Source organism: Seonamhaeicola sp. ABD4_340, assembly GCF_056312135.1.
In genome coordinates this window covers 2,656,525-2,673,718 of sequence record NZ_CM149981.1, presented here as the reverse complement: position 1 = coordinate 2,673,718, position 17,194 = coordinate 2,656,525, and the positions used below count along the sequence as shown (strand labels likewise).

The 17,194-nt window shown below is 30.9% G+C and carries 18 protein-coding genes; 17 read left to right on the top strand and 1 reads right to left on the bottom strand.

The annotated features are described in order from the left end of the window. The first annotated feature begins 436 nt into the window (after positions 1 to 436). The 13 genes from ACYX4H_RS11575 to ACYX4H_RS11515 all read left to right on the top strand — a co-directional run bounded on the left by ACYX4H_RS11575 (position 437) and on the right by ACYX4H_RS11515 (position 12,895). A complete protein-coding gene (locus ACYX4H_RS11575; protein WP_092205614.1) occupies positions 437 to 745 on the top strand; it encodes a helix-turn-helix domain-containing protein in 309 nt (102 codons plus the stop codon). Continuing rightward, positions 735 to 1,982 carry a DNA cytosine methyltransferase gene (locus ACYX4H_RS11570; protein ID WP_144710226.1) on the top strand — a complete coding sequence of 416 codons (1,248 nt, stop codon included), beginning with the start codon at positions 735 to 737 and terminating at the stop codon, positions 1,980 to 1,982. Before ACYX4H_RS11575 ends, ACYX4H_RS11570 begins: the two co-directional genes overlap by 11 nt. Further along, positions 1,975 to 3,360 carry a Sau3AI family type II restriction endonuclease gene (locus ACYX4H_RS11565; RefSeq protein WP_476236418.1) on the top strand — a complete coding sequence of 462 codons (1,386 nt, stop codon included), beginning with the start codon at positions 1,975 to 1,977 and terminating at the stop codon, positions 3,358 to 3,360. The genes ACYX4H_RS11570 and ACYX4H_RS11565 overlap by 8 nt, the downstream gene beginning before the upstream one ends. 256 nt (positions 3,361 to 3,616) lie before the next feature. Further along, entirely contained in the window at positions 3,617 to 4,180 is a 564-nt protein-coding gene (locus tag ACYX4H_RS11560; protein WP_476236416.1) for a hypothetical protein, read from the top strand. Between the two features lie 156 nt (positions 4,181 to 4,336). After that, positions 4,337 to 4,894 (top strand): hypothetical protein, encoded by a 558-nt coding sequence (locus ACYX4H_RS11555; protein WP_476236415.1) that lies wholly within the window; start codon positions 4,337 to 4,339, stop codon positions 4,892 to 4,894. Positions 4,895 to 6,242: 1,348 nt separating this feature from the next. After that, positions 6,243 to 6,767 carry a hypothetical protein gene (locus ACYX4H_RS11550; protein ID WP_476236414.1) on the top strand — a complete coding sequence of 175 codons (525 nt, stop codon included), beginning with the start codon at positions 6,243 to 6,245 and terminating at the stop codon, positions 6,765 to 6,767. A gap of 662 nt (positions 6,768 to 7,429) precedes the next feature. Continuing rightward, positions 7,430 to 7,924: a hypothetical protein gene (locus ACYX4H_RS11545; RefSeq protein WP_476236413.1), complete on the top strand. Its 495-nt coding sequence runs from the start codon at positions 7,430 to 7,432 to the stop codon at positions 7,922 to 7,924. 672 nt (positions 7,925 to 8,596) lie between these two features. After that, positions 8,597 to 8,992 (top strand): hypothetical protein, encoded by a 396-nt coding sequence (locus ACYX4H_RS11540; protein WP_476236411.1) that lies wholly within the window; start codon positions 8,597 to 8,599, stop codon positions 8,990 to 8,992. Between the two features lie 153 nt (positions 8,993 to 9,145). Continuing rightward, entirely contained in the window at positions 9,146 to 9,565 is a 420-nt protein-coding gene (locus ACYX4H_RS11535; protein WP_476236409.1) for a hypothetical protein, read from the top strand. Positions 9,566 to 9,725: 160 nt separating this feature from the next. Further along, positions 9,726 to 10,229: a hypothetical protein gene (locus ACYX4H_RS11530; RefSeq protein WP_476236354.1), complete on the top strand. Its 504-nt coding sequence runs from the start codon at positions 9,726 to 9,728 to the stop codon at positions 10,227 to 10,229. A gap of 144 nt (positions 10,230 to 10,373) precedes the next feature. After that, on the top strand, positions 10,374 to 10,901 hold the full coding sequence (locus ACYX4H_RS11525; RefSeq protein WP_476236353.1) for a hypothetical protein: 528 nt from the start codon (positions 10,374 to 10,376) through the stop codon (positions 10,899 to 10,901). Between the two features lie 622 nt (positions 10,902 to 11,523). Next, positions 11,524 to 12,405, top strand: a complete 882-nt coding sequence (locus ACYX4H_RS11520) for a hypothetical protein (RefSeq protein WP_476236394.1) — start codon at positions 11,524 to 11,526, stop codon at positions 12,403 to 12,405. Positions 12,406 to 12,577: 172 nt separating this feature from the next. After that, entirely contained in the window at positions 12,578 to 12,895 is a 318-nt protein-coding gene (locus tag ACYX4H_RS11515; protein ID WP_476236408.1) for a hypothetical protein, read from the top strand. On the opposite strand, the gene ACYX4H_RS11510 is transcribed toward ACYX4H_RS11515, so the two are convergent. Continuing rightward, on the bottom strand, positions 12,870 to 13,172 hold the full coding sequence (locus ACYX4H_RS11510; protein WP_476236406.1) for a hypothetical protein: 303 nt from the start codon (positions 13,170 to 13,172) through the stop codon (positions 12,870 to 12,872). The genes ACYX4H_RS11515 and ACYX4H_RS11510 overlap by 26 nt on opposite strands. Before the next feature lie 643 nt (positions 13,173 to 13,815). Here ACYX4H_RS11510 and ACYX4H_RS11505 point away from each other — a divergent pair. The 4 genes from ACYX4H_RS11505 (at position 13,816) to ACYX4H_RS11490 (ending at position 17,146) form a co-directional block, all read left to right on the top strand. Then, positions 13,816 to 14,421 carry a hypothetical protein gene (locus tag ACYX4H_RS11505; RefSeq protein WP_476236316.1) on the top strand — a complete coding sequence of 202 codons (606 nt, stop codon included), beginning with the start codon at positions 13,816 to 13,818 and terminating at the stop codon, positions 14,419 to 14,421. A gap of 161 nt (positions 14,422 to 14,582) precedes the next feature. Continuing rightward, positions 14,583 to 15,452, top strand: coding sequence for an AraC family transcriptional regulator (locus ACYX4H_RS11500; RefSeq protein ID WP_159303973.1), 870 nt, complete (start codon positions 14,583 to 14,585; stop codon positions 15,450 to 15,452). An 84-nt stretch (positions 15,453 to 15,536) separates the two neighbouring features. Further along, positions 15,537 to 16,397 carry a DMT family transporter gene (locus ACYX4H_RS11495; protein ID WP_476236405.1) on the top strand — a complete coding sequence of 287 codons (861 nt, stop codon included), beginning with the start codon at positions 15,537 to 15,539 and terminating at the stop codon, positions 16,395 to 16,397. Between the two features lie 152 nt (positions 16,398 to 16,549). After that, positions 16,550 to 17,146 (top strand): hypothetical protein, encoded by a 597-nt coding sequence (locus ACYX4H_RS11490; protein WP_476236403.1) that lies wholly within the window; start codon positions 16,550 to 16,552, stop codon positions 17,144 to 17,146. Positions 17,147 to 17,194: the final 48 nt, after the last annotated feature.

Below are 17,194 nucleotides of genomic sequence, written 5' to 3'. Positions count from 1 at the left end.
AAGCTAAAAATTAACGTTTTGGATAAAAATTTAGCCGACCAATAAATTGCCGACTAAATAAACGCTGCGGATAAAATAACAGACACGCAAACTGACTCTGCTCACTCTTGTGGGCCGCTACTAAAAACAACATTGGCTAAAAATCATTGCGACTGAATTTTCTTCCGAAAATTCATTTCTTTTTACTAAATTCGTTATACGGCGGAATAATCCTGCGGATTTTTCCGCAACGAATTTCTAGCCGTTAACCGTTGTGTTTCATACTGACCCAGCCGCATATTTTAGCACTTTTGGTTTTTGCCAACCCTAATTTCCAACGCTCTAAAAACCAAAAGAGCTAAAATTTCCCAACGCTCGAAATAATCTGAATTAAAAATTGTATATCCAAAATGTTTTTATAAATTTGGACAATATTTGTCTAAAACAATTTTGACCAATGAAAACATTAGGTGACACTTTAAAATGTGCTAGAGAGGAAAAAGAATTAATACTGCGAAAAGTTGCGGCTGAAGTAGATATTGACCAATCTCTGATTAGCAAATTCGAGAAAAACGAAAGAAAACCGACAATGGAACAAATCGTAAGACTTGCAAAGTTTTATGGACTTCCCGAAAATGAACTTATCATTAATTGGTATTCGGAAAAAATTGCAGACGAACTAAAATACACGGAATCGACTTCCGAAATATTAAAAGTAGCAGAAGAAAAAATTAACTATTATAAAGCTCAAGAAAATGGAAAATAAGAAAATGAAAGTTGCAGAATTATTTGCAGGAGTTGGAGGATTTCGTCTTGGACTTGAAAAAAGCAATTACGAAGTTGTTTGGAGTAATCAATGGGAACCGTCAACCAAAACGCAACACGCATCAATGGTTTATGAAGCTCGCTTTGGAAATGAAAATCATTCTAACGAAGATATAAACGAAGTAGTAACAAGAAATGTAGAAGAAATTCCAGATCACGATTTATTAGTTGGTGGTTTTCCTTGTCAAGATTATTCAGTTGCCACAACATTGCATAATTCAAAAGGTTTAAAAGGTAAAAAAGGTGTTCTTTGGTGGTCAATTCATAAAATTTTAGAGAACAAAAAGAACAAGCCAAAATATCTGTTTTTAGAAAATGTTGATAGACTTTTAAAATCACCAGCAAAACAAAGAGGTCGTGATTTTGCTGTTATGTTACAAAGTTTAAATGATTTAGGTTATGCAGTAGAATGGCGAGTTATAAATGCAGCTGAATATGGAATGCCACAAAGAAGACGTAGAGTTTTCTTTATTGGTTATCATAAATCAACTGAAGTTTACAAAAGACTTCAAAAATCAAAAAAAATAAATTGGTTAACAGAAGAAGGAACAATTGCAAATGCTTTTCCTGTTTCAAAAACAAATTCAATTCAAGAAGTTGAATTGAAAGGAGATTTAGTAGAAATAACCAATAATTTCAATAAAGATGGAAAATTATCACCTTTTCAAAATACAGGTTTACTCGTAAAAGGTAAAGTTTACACAACTAAAACAGAGCCAAATTATGATGGAAAGAAAACTGTTTTAGCAGACGTATTACAAAACGGAGAAGTAACACCTGAATTTTTCATTGATGAAAACGACAAACCAAAATGGGAATATTTAAAAGGTGCTAAAAAAGAAAAAAGAAAAACAAAAGAAGGTTTTGAATACAATTATAGTGAAGGCGGAATGATTTATCCTGATGCTCTAGATAATGCTTCAAGAACAATAATAACAGGAGAAGGTGGAAAATCACCTTCAAGGTTTAAACACGTAGTTGTTTCTGATAGAGGTTTAAGAAGATTGACACCAATTGAATTAGAGAGATTAAATATGTTTCCAGATAATCACACCAAATTGGAAGGAATTACAGATACTAAACGAGCCTTTTTTATGGGAAATGCATTAGTTGTAGGTATAATTGAAAAAATTGGAGAAGAACTTTATAAACAAATAAACCAATTTGAATATGCTTGATATAACTTCGGCAGATTCAATAATTGAATTTGCAAAACAACTTAAAAACCAAACTTTAAGACAAGCTTGTGGAGTTGAAATTGAAAAACACGGTTATAAAGGAAAGGGAAATTTTGGTCAGATTTTAGAGAAATTCTATTTTGGTTACGAACCCAATTCTGATGCAGAACCAGATTTTAGAGAAGCAGGAATTGAACTAAAATCAAGTCCTTTAAAAACTTTAAAAAATGGAGAATATCGTTCAAAAGAAAGACTTGTTTTAAATATTATAAACTATTTAGAAGTTCACAAAGAAGAGTTTGAAACTAGTTCTTTTTGGAAGAAAAATGCACATTTGCTGTTAGTATTCTATCTACACGACAGAAATTTAGATTTACTTGACTACTTAATAAAGTTAGTTGACGGTTGGCAGTATCCAAATGAAGATTTAAAAATCATAAAGCAAGATTGGGAATTTATCAATCAAAAAATTAAAGATGGAAAAGCTCACGAATTATCAGAAGGAGACACTTTTTATCTTGGTGCTTGTACTAAAGGATCAACCGCTTTAAAATCGTTCAGAGATCAACCCTTTAATGAAGAAAAAGCGAAACAAAGAGCCTATTCTTTAAAACAAGGTTATGTAAATCACATAATTGCAAATATTGCTCAAGAGGAAAGTGCTGTTTATGGAAAAATAATTGAACGACCTGAAATTTTAGAAAAAGTACGCTCAATAGAAGAAATAGTCATTCTAAAGTTTCATCCATTTTATGGAAAATCCGCAGAACAAATTGAAAAAGAATTAGGTTTAGAATTAAATCAAAAAGCCAAAAGTTATTTTGCAAATCTTACAAATGCAATTCTTGGTCTTCAACTCGGTCAAAAAATTGAGGAATTTGAAAAAGCCGATATTCAAGTCAAAACTATTCGACTTAAAGAAAATGACTTACCAAAAGAAGATATTTCGTTTCCTACATTTGAATATCAAGAACTTGTAGAAACAGATTGGGAAGATTCAGATTTTAAGAACATTTTGGAAAGTAAATTTTTCTTCGTGTTTTATCAATTTGAGGGAGAGAATTTAATTTTAAGAAAAGTGAAATTTTGGAATATGCCTTACTCTGATATTCTTGAAGCAAAAAATGTTTGGGAAGAAATGGTAAAAACAGTTTCAAACGGAGAAATCGTAAAAGAAGTAACTGAAAGTGGTGTAAGGAAAACTTATTTCCCAAAGAAAACTGAAAATAAAGTGAGTCACGTTAGACCACACGCAAGAAATGCAGCAGATACTTATGAATTACCTGTTGCAGATAAATTAACGGGATTGACTGAATACACAAAACATTGTTTTTGGTTAAACGCAAGTTATGTGAAAGACGAAATATACCTGAAATAAGCCAACGCTAAAAGCCATACACATTTGCAATTCGCTACAGCCAACACACAAGCCAAAAATTGCAAAAGAGTATGTCTTTGCCAACGCTATCAGCAGAACGGAAAATAAAGTACGAAAACACAACAACGTATATAAAAAATAGCGGTTTTAGGGCTTAAACGAAAATGAATTTTATAAATTTAAGGTCAGTTATAATTCGAAAAGTTCGTGTTAAAAAATCCGCTACTTTTCATATACAAAACCGTTGGCAAACATTATGAAAAACTTACTACAAATTTTCCTAATTATATCAATGATGGGATGTTCTTCTTCTAATAGTTTGATTGAGAAAGAACCATATTTATACACAATAAAAAATCCTGACGGCTCACAAATTAAAGTAAAAAGTCATTTGACTGACAGACTTGTTAATGAGGATTATGAAACCCTAAAAAATCACCTAAATAATATTTCTGACAAGGAAATAGATTTTGACAAAAAAATTATCATAAACTTCATTGACAATGACCCAAGAATACACAAAAAAAACTATCAAGTTCCTTGGGACATCTTTTACGGAAATATGGAAAATGATTTGGCTAAATTTGGTCAATCTAATCACTTTTGGATTATAAACAAAAGAGTTAAAGACTTGCACTATTACCACGGAAATAAAATTAATTGGATTGTTGATAAAAATAACTTAATCAGGGAATTATTTTTCAAATATGACGGACTCAACGGCGGTTTCGTGATAATTAAACCGAATGGCAATTATTTCCTGAAAATTGGTGAATATCGAAAATCTAATGTACTAAAAACTCATAATGAATTTAAATAAAACGTTTGCCAACAATGTATAACCGCAATTACGGCGGATTCGACTACGTCCGAATCCACTCGGAATTGCTAACGTCTGTGCTAAACCGAAAAACTTCGTATATTTATCCGTAACTGACGGTTATACGAGACCGTTGGCAATAATTAAACAAAAACAATGAAAAAATTAACAATCCTACTTTTAACATCATTAATAATATCTTGTAACTATGACAAACAAAATACTAACCCGGACCAAAAACAAGAACAAAAAATAACGTTTGGAAATGAAAATATTGAAAAATTTGGTGAGAAAATATTTAAACTTCTACAGACTAAAAATTTAGATAGTATTTTGAAATATTCTCCTAAATATAAAGATTATGTAGACGTTTATGAGAACTCAGATTGGCCAACCAAAAGAAAGGTTTCAAAAATTAGATATTTTACAGAAAACTATGATAATAGTATTATTGATTTGAAAAAAAGTTATAAATATACGATTGACTATTTTGACAAAAAAAATATTGATTTAACAAAATGTAATCTAAATTATATTGACTTCGAATATGATAAATTTAACAAAGTTGAACGAGCTCAGATTTATTTAAAATTCACATACGATTATATAGATTATAAAATCCATTTAAAATCCTGTTATAAAATTAATGGAAAATGGAAAATAGGTAATGGAATAAGTAGAAAAAATTACAGAAATTCACTAATCGAAGAATAAAACTATTGCCAACATTGTATATAAAAAATTGCTAGTTTTACCTAAATCAAATGGAAATTTCCCGTTTGCTTGCTTCCGATTTTCCTTCGGAAAATCGCCGCTCACAAACACGCAACTTTCCATATACGAACCGTTGGTTTCAATGCTGAAGCAAGTTTGCGGTTAGAAAAATGCCTGGTGCTTAGATTCGAATTTTTTTTTTAGAATTTTAAGATAAATAATTCCGAAAAAGATTGCTGTCGAGTTTCAAAATTTTGCGGATTAAAAACTCTAAAATTGGAGTGAATAACTGTGCGGATTTTGACAAACGTTGCGGAAACCCTAAAATTATGAATAAAATTTACAGTGGACTTCTACTCTGCTGAATAAAAAAAATTAATCGGATTTTGAGCTTTTTGTGGATTAAAAAAACCTTGCGGATTAACCAATCATAATCTGATAAAAAAATAAATTGAGCGGGTTTGGTTACCGACTGATTTTCAATCAAAAAAAAGCACTAAAACCAACATTGTATATAAAAAATTGCTAGTTTTACCTAAAACATATGGAAATTGCTCCTTTGCTTGCTTCCGATTTTCCTCCGGAAAATCGCCGCTCACAAACACGCAACTTTCCATATACGAACCGTTGTAAAACATATAAAACCGAACTCGAAAACAAATGAAAGTTTACGGAAAATGTGAAAAATGTAAAACTGAAATTGGATACTCGACAATTGCGAATACGAGAGTTGAATTCGCAATGCAAGATGGAGAAAAGAAAACTCTGAATTGTAAAAATTGCGGAATCAAAACGGAATTTCACGTTGACGAATTATACACGAAAGAATCAAAATTAGCTCAAATTGGAGCGGGACTGATTTTTTTAATTGGAACTCCATTAATGTTCTTTTTTTTGAATCCAATATTTTCTGGAAGTCGGAATCATTATGTGATTTATATTGTTGGCGGATTTTTACTCGTCCCTGTTATTGTATATGGAATTATAAAAAAACAAGACCAAACGAGAGTGAGTTCATTCAATCGGAGTAAACTGAAAGGTCGAATTCATAACATCGGATGAAAAAATACGTTTTACAACAAAGGCTATAATTAATACGGGTTTTGGTTTTTAATCTAAAGTTTAGTGTATTTTTAAAGAGTCCGCCAAATCTTCTGATTTGGCTTTAAAACAGAAAAAGATAAAACAAAATAAAAAGTTTTGGCTAATCGCTTAATCCGAAATTAAATGCTAATTTAATCCCGTACTAATCATAGCCAAGACCGTTGTGCATAATTTGAATACATCGCACATAAAATGATATGATTCTAAATAATAGAGTAATTCATAATTTTAACTTAATATAGCATTGAATAACGCCACTAAACTTAAAAATACATTTTTATATTTATTTGTTATCTTTTTATTAGGATGTAAATCAAATAAGGAAATTAGAAGACTATCGTCTCAAGTAAACTGTGATAAAAAAGTTTACTTTGTTTGGGATAATGAAAGTAATTTAGCAAAATCGGAAAAAAGAGGAGATCATAAAGATAGTTATGCGTCTTTTTGGAAAGGAAAAAAATTGAACTATAAAGATATTTTCATCGAATCTATTAGCGCACTTAATAGAAAACATAACGGAAATTTTGTTTATACTGAGAATCTTGGTTTTCCATCTGATTCTGTTATCATAGTAAGTGTCAAACTTAAAAAAGAAGTTTGGAATATGGGTTTTTCTAAATTGATTACAGATATGCAATTCGTTTACTCTACCAATAACAAAAAATTTAATATAATTGGTTCTAGTAATGGCTATAAAGGCGAGAAGAGAGTATTAAATTGCTTTGAAAGTGCTAATTTGAAATTTCTTATTGCAAATTGTAATGAATAAAACTATGCACAACAATGGCTATAAGTAATTGCTTGTTCTCGCCTACTTCTGAAAATCCTTGCGGATTTTCAGTTTGGTGTATACTTGCTAAGTTAAGTGCTAACCCACGCAACTACTCATAGCCTAAACCGTTAGTTTCAATGCTGGAGCAAGTTTGCGGTTAGAAAAATGCCTGGTGCTTAGATTCGAAATTTTTTTAGAATTTTAAGTTAGATAATTCCGAAAAAGATTACTGCCGAGTTTCAAAATTTTGCGGATTAAAAACTCTAAAATTGGAGTGAATAACTGTGCGGATTTTGACAAACGTTGCGGAAACCCTAAAATTATGAATAAAATTTACTGTGGACTTCCACTCTGCTGAATAAAAAAAAATTATATCGGATTTTGAGCTTTTTGCGGATTGGAAAAACCTTGCGGATTAACCAATCAAAATCTGATAAAAAAAATAAATTGAGCGGATTTGGTTGCCGACTGATTTTCAGTCAAAAAAAAGCACTAAAACTAACATTGTATATAAAAAATTGCTAGTTTTACTTAAACTAAATGGAAATTGCCCATTTGCTTGCTTCCGATTTTCCTACGGAAAATCGCCGCTCACAAACACGCAACTTTCCATATACGAACCGTTGTGCATAATTTGACCCAATCAAAACCTGAACTAATTGAAAAAAGTATTAATTGTATTCGGAATTATAATAATTAGTTTAGAATTAGCTCTATACTTTTTCTGGTACAAAGAATTGGAATTTATGAAATTCTTTGTTTTACTTGGAATTTGCCATTTAGCGAATACTGCAATTATTTTCGGTATTCTGACTGAAATATTACCAAAAAAGAAAAGGAAATTGATAGTGAATTTATCGCTAGGTATAGCGATATCTTTCTTTCTGATTCTTTATTTCAACTCTTCCCGAATTCAAAATTGGATTGACGACGATGGAATCTTGACAAATGGAAGTGTAGTTGAAAAAAAATATGGAGCCAAAACATCGCCTTACGTAATAACTAGATTTAATTATAATGGATTGAACTACAAATCCAGTCTGACAATACCTGACTCAAGAAAATTTGAAACTATCAAATTAGGGGATTCTGTTCTGATTAAGTTTGTTCGTGAATATCCAAATATGAATAGAACTGAAAAACTATTGAAATAATAAAAACTATGCACAACAATGGCTATAGTTCATTGCTTCGGATTTTCTGCCGAAAATCCTCGCACTTGTACTATCTTGGTTTCTTAATCGGAAAATCCTCGCGGATTTTCACGCAACGAAACCATAGCCGAGACCGTTGGTTTCAATGCTGAAGCAAGTTTGCGGTTAGAAAAATGCCTGGTGCTTAGATTCGAAATTTTTTTTAGAATTTTAAGATAGATAATTCCGAAAAAGATTGCTGCCGAGTTTCAAAATTTTGCAGATAAAAACTCTAAAATCGGAGTGAATAACTGTGTGGATTTTGACAAACGTTGCGGAAACCCTAAAATTGTGAATAAAATTTACTGTGGACTTCCACTCTACGGAATAAACAAAAATTCAATCGGTTTTTGAGCTTTTTACGGATTGGAAAACCTTGCGGATTAACCAATCATAATCTGATAAAAAAAATAAATTGTGCCGATTTGATTGCCGACTGATTTTCAATCAAAAAAAAGCACTAAAACCAACATTGTATATAAAAAATTGCTAGTTTTACCTAAAACATATGGAAATTGCTCGTTTGCTTGCTTCCGATTTTCCTTCGGAAAATCGCCGCTCACGAACACGCAACTTTCCATATACGAACCGTTGTAGGTAATTTGACCAACGAGAATGGAAAACAAGAATGAATTGAAAAAACAAGAAAGGACAATACGAAAAAGTCTTGCATTGGTGTTTATTCCAATTTTTATTGTAATTATTTCTATCTCATTAATTCAGAACAATTCGGAAAGCTTTCTTGAAAAAGAATATAAAAAAATCAGAAATAACTCGTACTCTGGAAAAATAACAAGCTTATTACCTGAAAAAGATAACGGACGAACAAGACCGATTCTAATTGACAATAAATGGGAAAAACAAGTTCCTTTTTTTATACACGAAAAACTGAATGTTGGCGATTCTTTGTTTAAGAAAACTGACTCTGATTTTGAATTTTATATTGTAAAATCACAAACAGACACTATAAAAAGAGATGTGAATAAGTTTTATCGGAAAAAATATTTTGACAAACTGAATGAAAAATAAAAAACTACCTACAACAATGTATAACCGCAATTACGGCGGATTCGACTACGTCCGAATCCACTCGGAATTGCTAACGTCTGTGCTTAACCGAAAATTATTAACTTTAAAACCGTAACTGACGGTTATACGAGACCGTTACCACACATTTAACAAATGACAGTAATAGAATTATTTAACCAATTAAAAGAATATGACTTTTCTTTTACTAAAGCTAGTTTTCCAGAAGAAAGACCTTGGCACGAAAAACAAAAGGAATCGATGGACAAACTAATTGCGTGCGGATTAGCGGAAAAAATCGGACAAAATAAATACTCATTAACGACTGAAGGTCGTAAAGCGAGTGTTGTCGGACTTAAAAAATGGGCTAAATCTTTAACTGACATAAGTAAACGTGAATTTGTTTATGATTGTTTAGGTTTTTTTGATAGTTGGTACAATCTTCCTAGGTTGAAAATAATACTCGAAAGAAGCACTAAATCAACTATATCAAAAGAAATGTGGCTTATTATTAGAGGTGTCATTCTTGCTTTGATTTTGTATTTAATTAAAGTTATTTTTAAAATAGAATTATAATAAAAAAACGTGTGGTAACAACGTATATAATTTATTGCTAGTTATAGCTTGCTTACGAAAATCCTTGTGGATTTTCTATTAAGTTTGTACTTGCTAAATTTGTTACCTTACCACGCAACAAACCATATACAAACCGTTGTGTGTAATTTGAGAAAAACTAATGCAGAGAACAGATATCATAGATAAAACCCAACTTTTTGAACTGATTGAATACATTCTTTCGGACTCAAAAACCGAATTCTATGAATCTGATTCTGAAATGGAAAAAGAAATTATTCGGATAAACTCTACATCTGAATTTCAAAGCTATTTTGACAATGGAATCACGAATGGAAAAAAACATTTTGGGTTTGGAATTTATAACCCTGAATCAAAAGGCAAGTTCTTTACGACAAAAATAGAGCTTAATCCAAAATATTGTAACGGAAAAACTTTTCGATATAAAATAGATGGTTGGGCTATAATCTTTATTCAACTTGACTTGCGACAAGGAGAGAACGAAATCGAATGCAGAGTTTCTGTAAATTCAAAAAAACGAGCTGAGGGTTGGAAAAGTACATACCCTGAATTCGGGAACCCAGAATTATGGGATTGGAAAAATGTAGAAAGTAGAGTAAGAAAAATAATTAACCGATTAAAAAAAACTACACACAACAATGTATAACCGCAATTACGGCGGATTCGACTACGTCCGAATCCACTCGGAATTGCTAACGTCTGTGCTAAACCGAAAAATTTGCGTACTTTAACCCGTAACTGACGGTTATACGAGACCGTTGCCAACCATTTGAGAAAACCGTAATCTGAATTGAAATTTAAAGGAAAATATGCAAAAGACGTAGTTGGATTTACAGATTGTGAAATCCTAATCGAATATGGAAAACTGCAACGTGTGAAATTTAATTCACGACAGATTTTTAACACTTCTAATCCCAAAAACAAATCGGATTTTGATTTAGAAAAAATATCTTCTGACCCAATCGAGTTTGTTCCTGTAAAACATAATTACGTTCTGAATTACATCGGACAACATAACGAACCGAGAAAAATATATTTAAGTCTAAATCCATTTCAACTATTAAAATTTAAGTGGGGAACTAAAAAATATTTAATACAATCCCGAGAAATAAAACTTGGAATTTTAAAATATCTATTAATTGCTTTATTAGGTTTCATAGGTGGTGTTTTATTTCAAAAAAATAAAGTCGATAACCAAAAACCTAATGCACCAGAAAATAACGAAAGCCAAAAATCCTTTGAACAAACTAATGACCAAACAACTGATAAAAATTTAAAAACTGATTCCATAATTGATAATATTAAATCTGATAAATAAAAAACGGTTGGCAACATTGTATATAAAAAATTGCTATTTTGTGCTTAACCAATGGAAGTTGCTTTGTTTTCTAGCGTCTGATTTTCCTTCGGAAAATCCTCGCACTCAAACACGCAACATTTCATATACGTAACCGTTGCTTTCAATAGCGGCCGACGCTCACTCGAACTCTTTAAAAAAAATCCGATTCACAAAATGCCGGTTAAAACTTGATCACTCAACTGCGACCGACTTTCAGCAAAACGCTGAAAAAAACTGCAACCGATAATCACTCGGATTCTTTAAAACTTAAAATTTTGCGCGAAAAACTACTGTTGCGGATTTTAAAAAAAACAAATCTGAAAGCTAAAAATTAAAGTTTTGGATAAAAAATGTAGCCGACCAATAAATTGCCGACTAAATAAACGCTGCGGATAAAATAACAGACACGCAAACTGACTCTGCTCACTCTTGTGGGCCGCTACTAAAAACAACATTGGCTAAAAATCATTGCGACTGAATTTTCTTCCGAAAATTCATTTCTTTTTACTAAATTCGTTCTACGGCGGAATAATCCTGCGGATTTTTCCGCAACGAATTTCTAGCCGTTAACCGTTAGGCAACATTAAAACCAAATCAACGAATGAAAAGAACAATATTTTTATTATTAGTAATTCTACCTATTTTGATTTTCGGACAAAGCGAATTTTGTGACAAAAGTTTCGGAGAAAGTTATTTTCCACTTCAAATCGGATTTGAAAAACATATCACTTGGGGAAATGCATTTTATGTGGAAAAAGTAACTGAAAAAATAGAAATCGACGGAAAAGAATATTTCAAATATGAGCAAGATTTTAGAAATGGAACCGTATATGACCTATTGTTGAGAAATCAAAATGACACAATTTTTATGTATAACGAGGTTAAGAAAACAGAACAGATACTTTTAATTGCAAAACCTCAAAAAGGAATCAAATGGGAGACTGGAAAAGTTGCCGAAATTGACGGAAGTTTTGAGACGCCTTATTGTAACTATGAAAACCTAATTGTAGTTGAAAACAAATACTCAAATGGCACTAAAGAAAAACGTTATTACAAAAAAGGATTGGGACTTGTTGCTATAACAAGCAAACAAGGGATTAAAGGAATTTGCTTACCGAACAAAGAAGAAGCTGAATCACTTGTTCAACCATTATCATACGTCGGTTGTGAAAATGAAGCAGATAAGGATAAAATAACTGAATGTACAATGAAATCTATTCATTCCTATGTTATTGAGAAATTGAAAACTGCAAATATCAAACCACCAAAAGAAGACGGAATCCTAAAATATAAGGTAAACATTGCGAAAACTGGATATGTAACTAACGTGGAAACCTTGAACTCAATTCCAGGTGGAAACCAAGCGAGAAAAGAAATTAAAAAAATAATAGAATCACTGCCTAAATTTATTCCTACCAAAACTGCTGACAAAAAAGCTGTAGGAACAAATATTGAATTGTCGATTCCGATTAAAACAAAATAACGTTGCCTAACAATGGCTATAAGTAATTGCTTGTTCTCGCCTATTTCTGAAAATCCTCGCGGATTTTCAGTTTGGTGTGTACTTGCAAAGTTAACCGCTAAACCACGCAACTACTCATAGCCGAGACCGTTGTGTGTCATTTAAGACACGTTAATAATAACATTTTGAACTTATGAAAATAATAAGCCGAAAAGAACAAATAAAAGCAGATATTGAATATTTTTTATTCTGCCAAAACGAAAAATTAAAACGGATTGACAATCTGACTTTTGATTTTGATGTTTACGAGAAATATAAAGAAATTGAAAATAGATATTGCGTGTATTTTAAAAACATGAATGAAGCAATAGATGTTATTTCTGACTTCGATACGCATGACTACAAAACATCGACCAAAAAGTTTGATTTAGAACTAAAATTAACTAAAAAAATTATTAAAACAGATAATATTAATTCAGAATCACCTATTTGGATTTCTTTTTACGTTTAACTATTTCAAAAGCTCTTTCTAAATCTTTAATTTGTACTGGATTATTTATTTCAAAGAACAATAACATAAAATCGTTAATAATTAAGTTCTGTTCGTGAGAATACAAATGTATTGACTGCGGATTATGCAAAGATTCATTAGTAAGCTCATCTTCTGAACTATAATATTTAATAGCAGACGACTCTGTAAAATTACAAGCTTTCATTTTTAATATCCACTCATCCAATGTAAAATCGGTTTTTTTTAAAAACATTTTTGACTCATCATAAGAACCCATAATAATAACGCCACACAACACAGTATAAAATCAATTGCTAATAATTTCCTCTTTGGAAACTTATTGCGTGCTTCTTTTGTATTGCTTATTTTTAAAGTTAATATTTAATTCACGCAACTAATCTTATACAAACACGTTAGTTTCAATGCTGGAGCAAGTTTGCGGTTAGAAAAATGCCTAGTGCTTAGATTCGATTTTTTTTTTTGAATTTTAAGATAGACAATTCCGAAAAAGATTGCTGCCGAGTTTCAAAATTTTGCAAATTAAAAACTCTAAAATTAAAGTGAATAACTGTGCGGATTTTGACAAACGTTGCGGAAACCCTAAAATTATGAATAAAATTTACAGTGGACTTCCACTCTGCTGAATAAACAAAAACTATATCGGATTTTGAGCTTTTTGTGGATTAAAAAAACCTTGCGGATTAACCAATCATAATCTGATAAAAAAAATAAATTGAGCGGATTTGGTTACCGACTGATTTTCAATCAAAAAAAAGCACTAAAACTAACATTGTATATAAAAAATTGCTAGTTTTACCTTAAACAAATGGAAGTTGCTCGTTTGCTTGCTTCCGATTTTCCTTCGGAAAATCGCCGCTCACAAACACGCAACTTTCCATATACGAACCGTTGTAAAACATTTGAGAGCAACATTATCCATACTGATTTTAATTCTTCTGCTGACTGCTTGTGGACAAAACAATAACGGAAAAAAACGAGTTGCGATTGAAAAACCAATTCAACGTTTTATGACTTTTCGTTTGGTCGATAACGAATTAGTTGAATACGATATTGATACACTTAAGAATTACAATGCAGTTATAAAAATTTTGGATGAAACTGACTGTTTAAGTGAATATGCTATGTTTAAATTGGAAACTGAAGACAAAGTTTATAAAATCCAACCATTACAATTTTGCGAAAGTATATTTGATTACAAATTAAGAGAAGTACTTTATGTAAATACTGATAGTATTACTGTAAATTACAACCTAAAATTCCCAATTGATAGTTTGAAATTTGCTCTGAAAAATCATCTTTTCAACCCAACAAATGATAGGAATTACTCACTAAAAAACGAGAAAAAGCTGATTAGTATAAATGTTGATAGCACAAAAAAAATAAACGAAACGAAAAAACTATTACTGAATATAATTGAGGAATTAAATGGAATTGAAAATAAGCCTAACTTCGGTTTTATGTTTGAAAGTAGAGGAATATTGCCTAAAGCGATTATTGTGGAATAAAAACGTTTTACAACAATGTATAACCGCAATTACGGCGGATTCGACTACGTCCGAATCCACTCGGAATTGCTAACGTCAGTGCTAAACCGAAAAACTTCGTATATTTATCCGTAACTGACGGTTATACGAGACCGTTGTGCACAATATAAAAACACCAATAAGTGATAAAAAAGGAGTTTGAAAAATTACTTAAGAAGTATGATAAAAAAATTGTAATAGACAAAATTATTGATGGTAGATACCAAACCTTAAATAATGATGGAACATCACTACATCGCCATATTTTTTATCAAATTGTCTGGATTGAAAACGGTTCAGGAGTGCATATAATAGAGAACAAAAAGTATGATTATACAAGCGGAACTATTTTTCTTTTAGCACCTTATTACTTACACAAAATAACATACAATAAAGACGTTCAAGGTTATGTTGTTAGTTTTTGCGATAGTTTATTAGACAGGTTTCAAAACAGATCTACACTTCTTTTTCATAACATAGACAAAGCATATATCAAAGTTTCTGCTAATGAAATTAGTCTCTTAAATGACGAATTTAATTTATTAAATCATTATTCAAAAACAAACACAAGTACATCACCAAGCATAATACAGAATTATCTGCATATTATTCTAACCAAAATAAATGCATTTAATAACATAAAAGAAAAAAGCACTGTACAATCTCATACAAATAATACTAAATTATTGGAGCAATTTGTGCAACTTGTTAGGGTACATTACACCAACGAGAAACAGTTGAGCTTTTATACTTCTACATTGGCAATTTCTCAAAAAAAACTTAATCTAGCAATTCGTAACATTACTGGACTTACACCTGCTAAATTTCTGGAAATCTATATACTAAATGAAGCCTCTAGAATACTGCGTTATAGCAATTTAAGCATTAAAGAAATAGTAGCAGAGCTTGGCTATTCTGATAGTTCATATTTTATAAAAGCTTTTAAAAAACAGTTTAAAAAAACACCAATAGAATATAGAAAATCGGCTGAATTAAACTTAAATACCAAATAATACCATAACTATCCTTAATTGTCATATTTATAGTCCTACTGAAAACTGAAATTTGTAAAAAATTCAAACCTTAAGTTTTCTAGTATGAACAAATCTATCTTTTACGTTTTAGTTTGTGTGTTTTTATGGGCATTAATTCCTGTTGTATCTAAATTAGGGCAAGATGGATTGGATAACCATCAATTTCTTTTTTGGTCTAGTCTATCATCATTATTGTTTTTTTTAGGAATAGGCATTTATAAAAAAAAGATAAACCATTTAGGTAAAATTTCTAAAAAAAAATGGCTAAAAGCCATATTATTAGGCTTTTTGGGCACTTATCTTTATTACGTTCTACTATATTTAGGTTATGCGAATGCACCAGGAATGGAAGTTCTCATCGTCCAATATTCTTGGCCTATTTTAATTGCTATATTATCGCTTATCATTTTAAAAGAAAAACTTACTTTCCCAAAAACCACGTCCATTCTTTTAGGCTTTTTTGGAGTCTTTATTGTGTTAACGAAAGGAAATTTCCAGCAACTTAAATTTGAAAATTTAAATATTGATTTAATCGTATTCTTTGGAGCATTCGCCTTTGCCTTATTTTCTGTTTTAAGTAAAAAAATCGAAATGGACGATAATTCACTATTAACAATATATTTTTTGACTGCAACTGTTGCTTCATTTATATCTATGAACATATTTTCGGGGTTTAAAATACCTGAAATAAACACTATAATTCCAATTCTTATAAATGGTTTTTTAGTGAATGGACTTTCATATATATTTTGGATTAAAGCTCTCAAAATGGGAGAAGCCTCATTTATAGCACCATTTGTTTTCTTAACACCAGTTTTGTCCTCAATATTTTTGATTGTTTTTTTCAATGAGCCATTTCATACAGCATACCTAATTGGAATGTCTTGCGTAATTCTTGGAGGGTTATTGAACGCTAGAAAATAAAAGAAAAATACTGTGCACAACACCGTATAAAATTAATTGCTAGTTCTAGCTTACTTACGAAAGTCCTCGCGGACTTTCTATCTGTGATTTATTTGCTAACTTTAGTGCTTAAACCACGCAACTAATCTTATACAAACCCGTTGTGCATAATTATGAAAAACATCCAGATTTTACTAATACTTCTATTTTCGATTGAAATTTCTGCACAAAATACAAGCGGAATTAATTCTGATTTAAAACTATCTGATTCCTTGAATTTGGACTCTGAAATCCGAATTTATGCAGGTGGTGGAATAACCAATTATTCATCACTTTTTAGAATGTTCAAAGACGAATCTAAAAAATGGACAGCGGAATTTTATCAGCATTACGCAAAGGTTCAAGGACAAGCGGAACTAAGAACTGAAAAACGAATCCTGAAATCGGAAAACGATATGGAATTCGTTTGGAATAGTATTTTAAGAACCAATGTAGAGTTCTTGCCGAATATGTCTGAAATAAAATATAAAATGAAAGAGCGTGGAAATGTTGAATTAGTTAACGGAGAATATCAATTAATGTGGAAATCTAAACAAATAATGGACGGAATTGGTTATCGAGTTCAAATTAAAACGGAAAATACATCAAACGAACTTGATTATGGAAACCCTGAAAGTTATTTAAAATATTATCCAGACATAGACGAACTGATTTATTTCAATGAACTTTTAAGTTTGATAAGAAATGAATTTGGCATATGGAAAAAATAACTATGCACAACAATGTATAACCGCAATTACGGCGGATTCGACTACGTC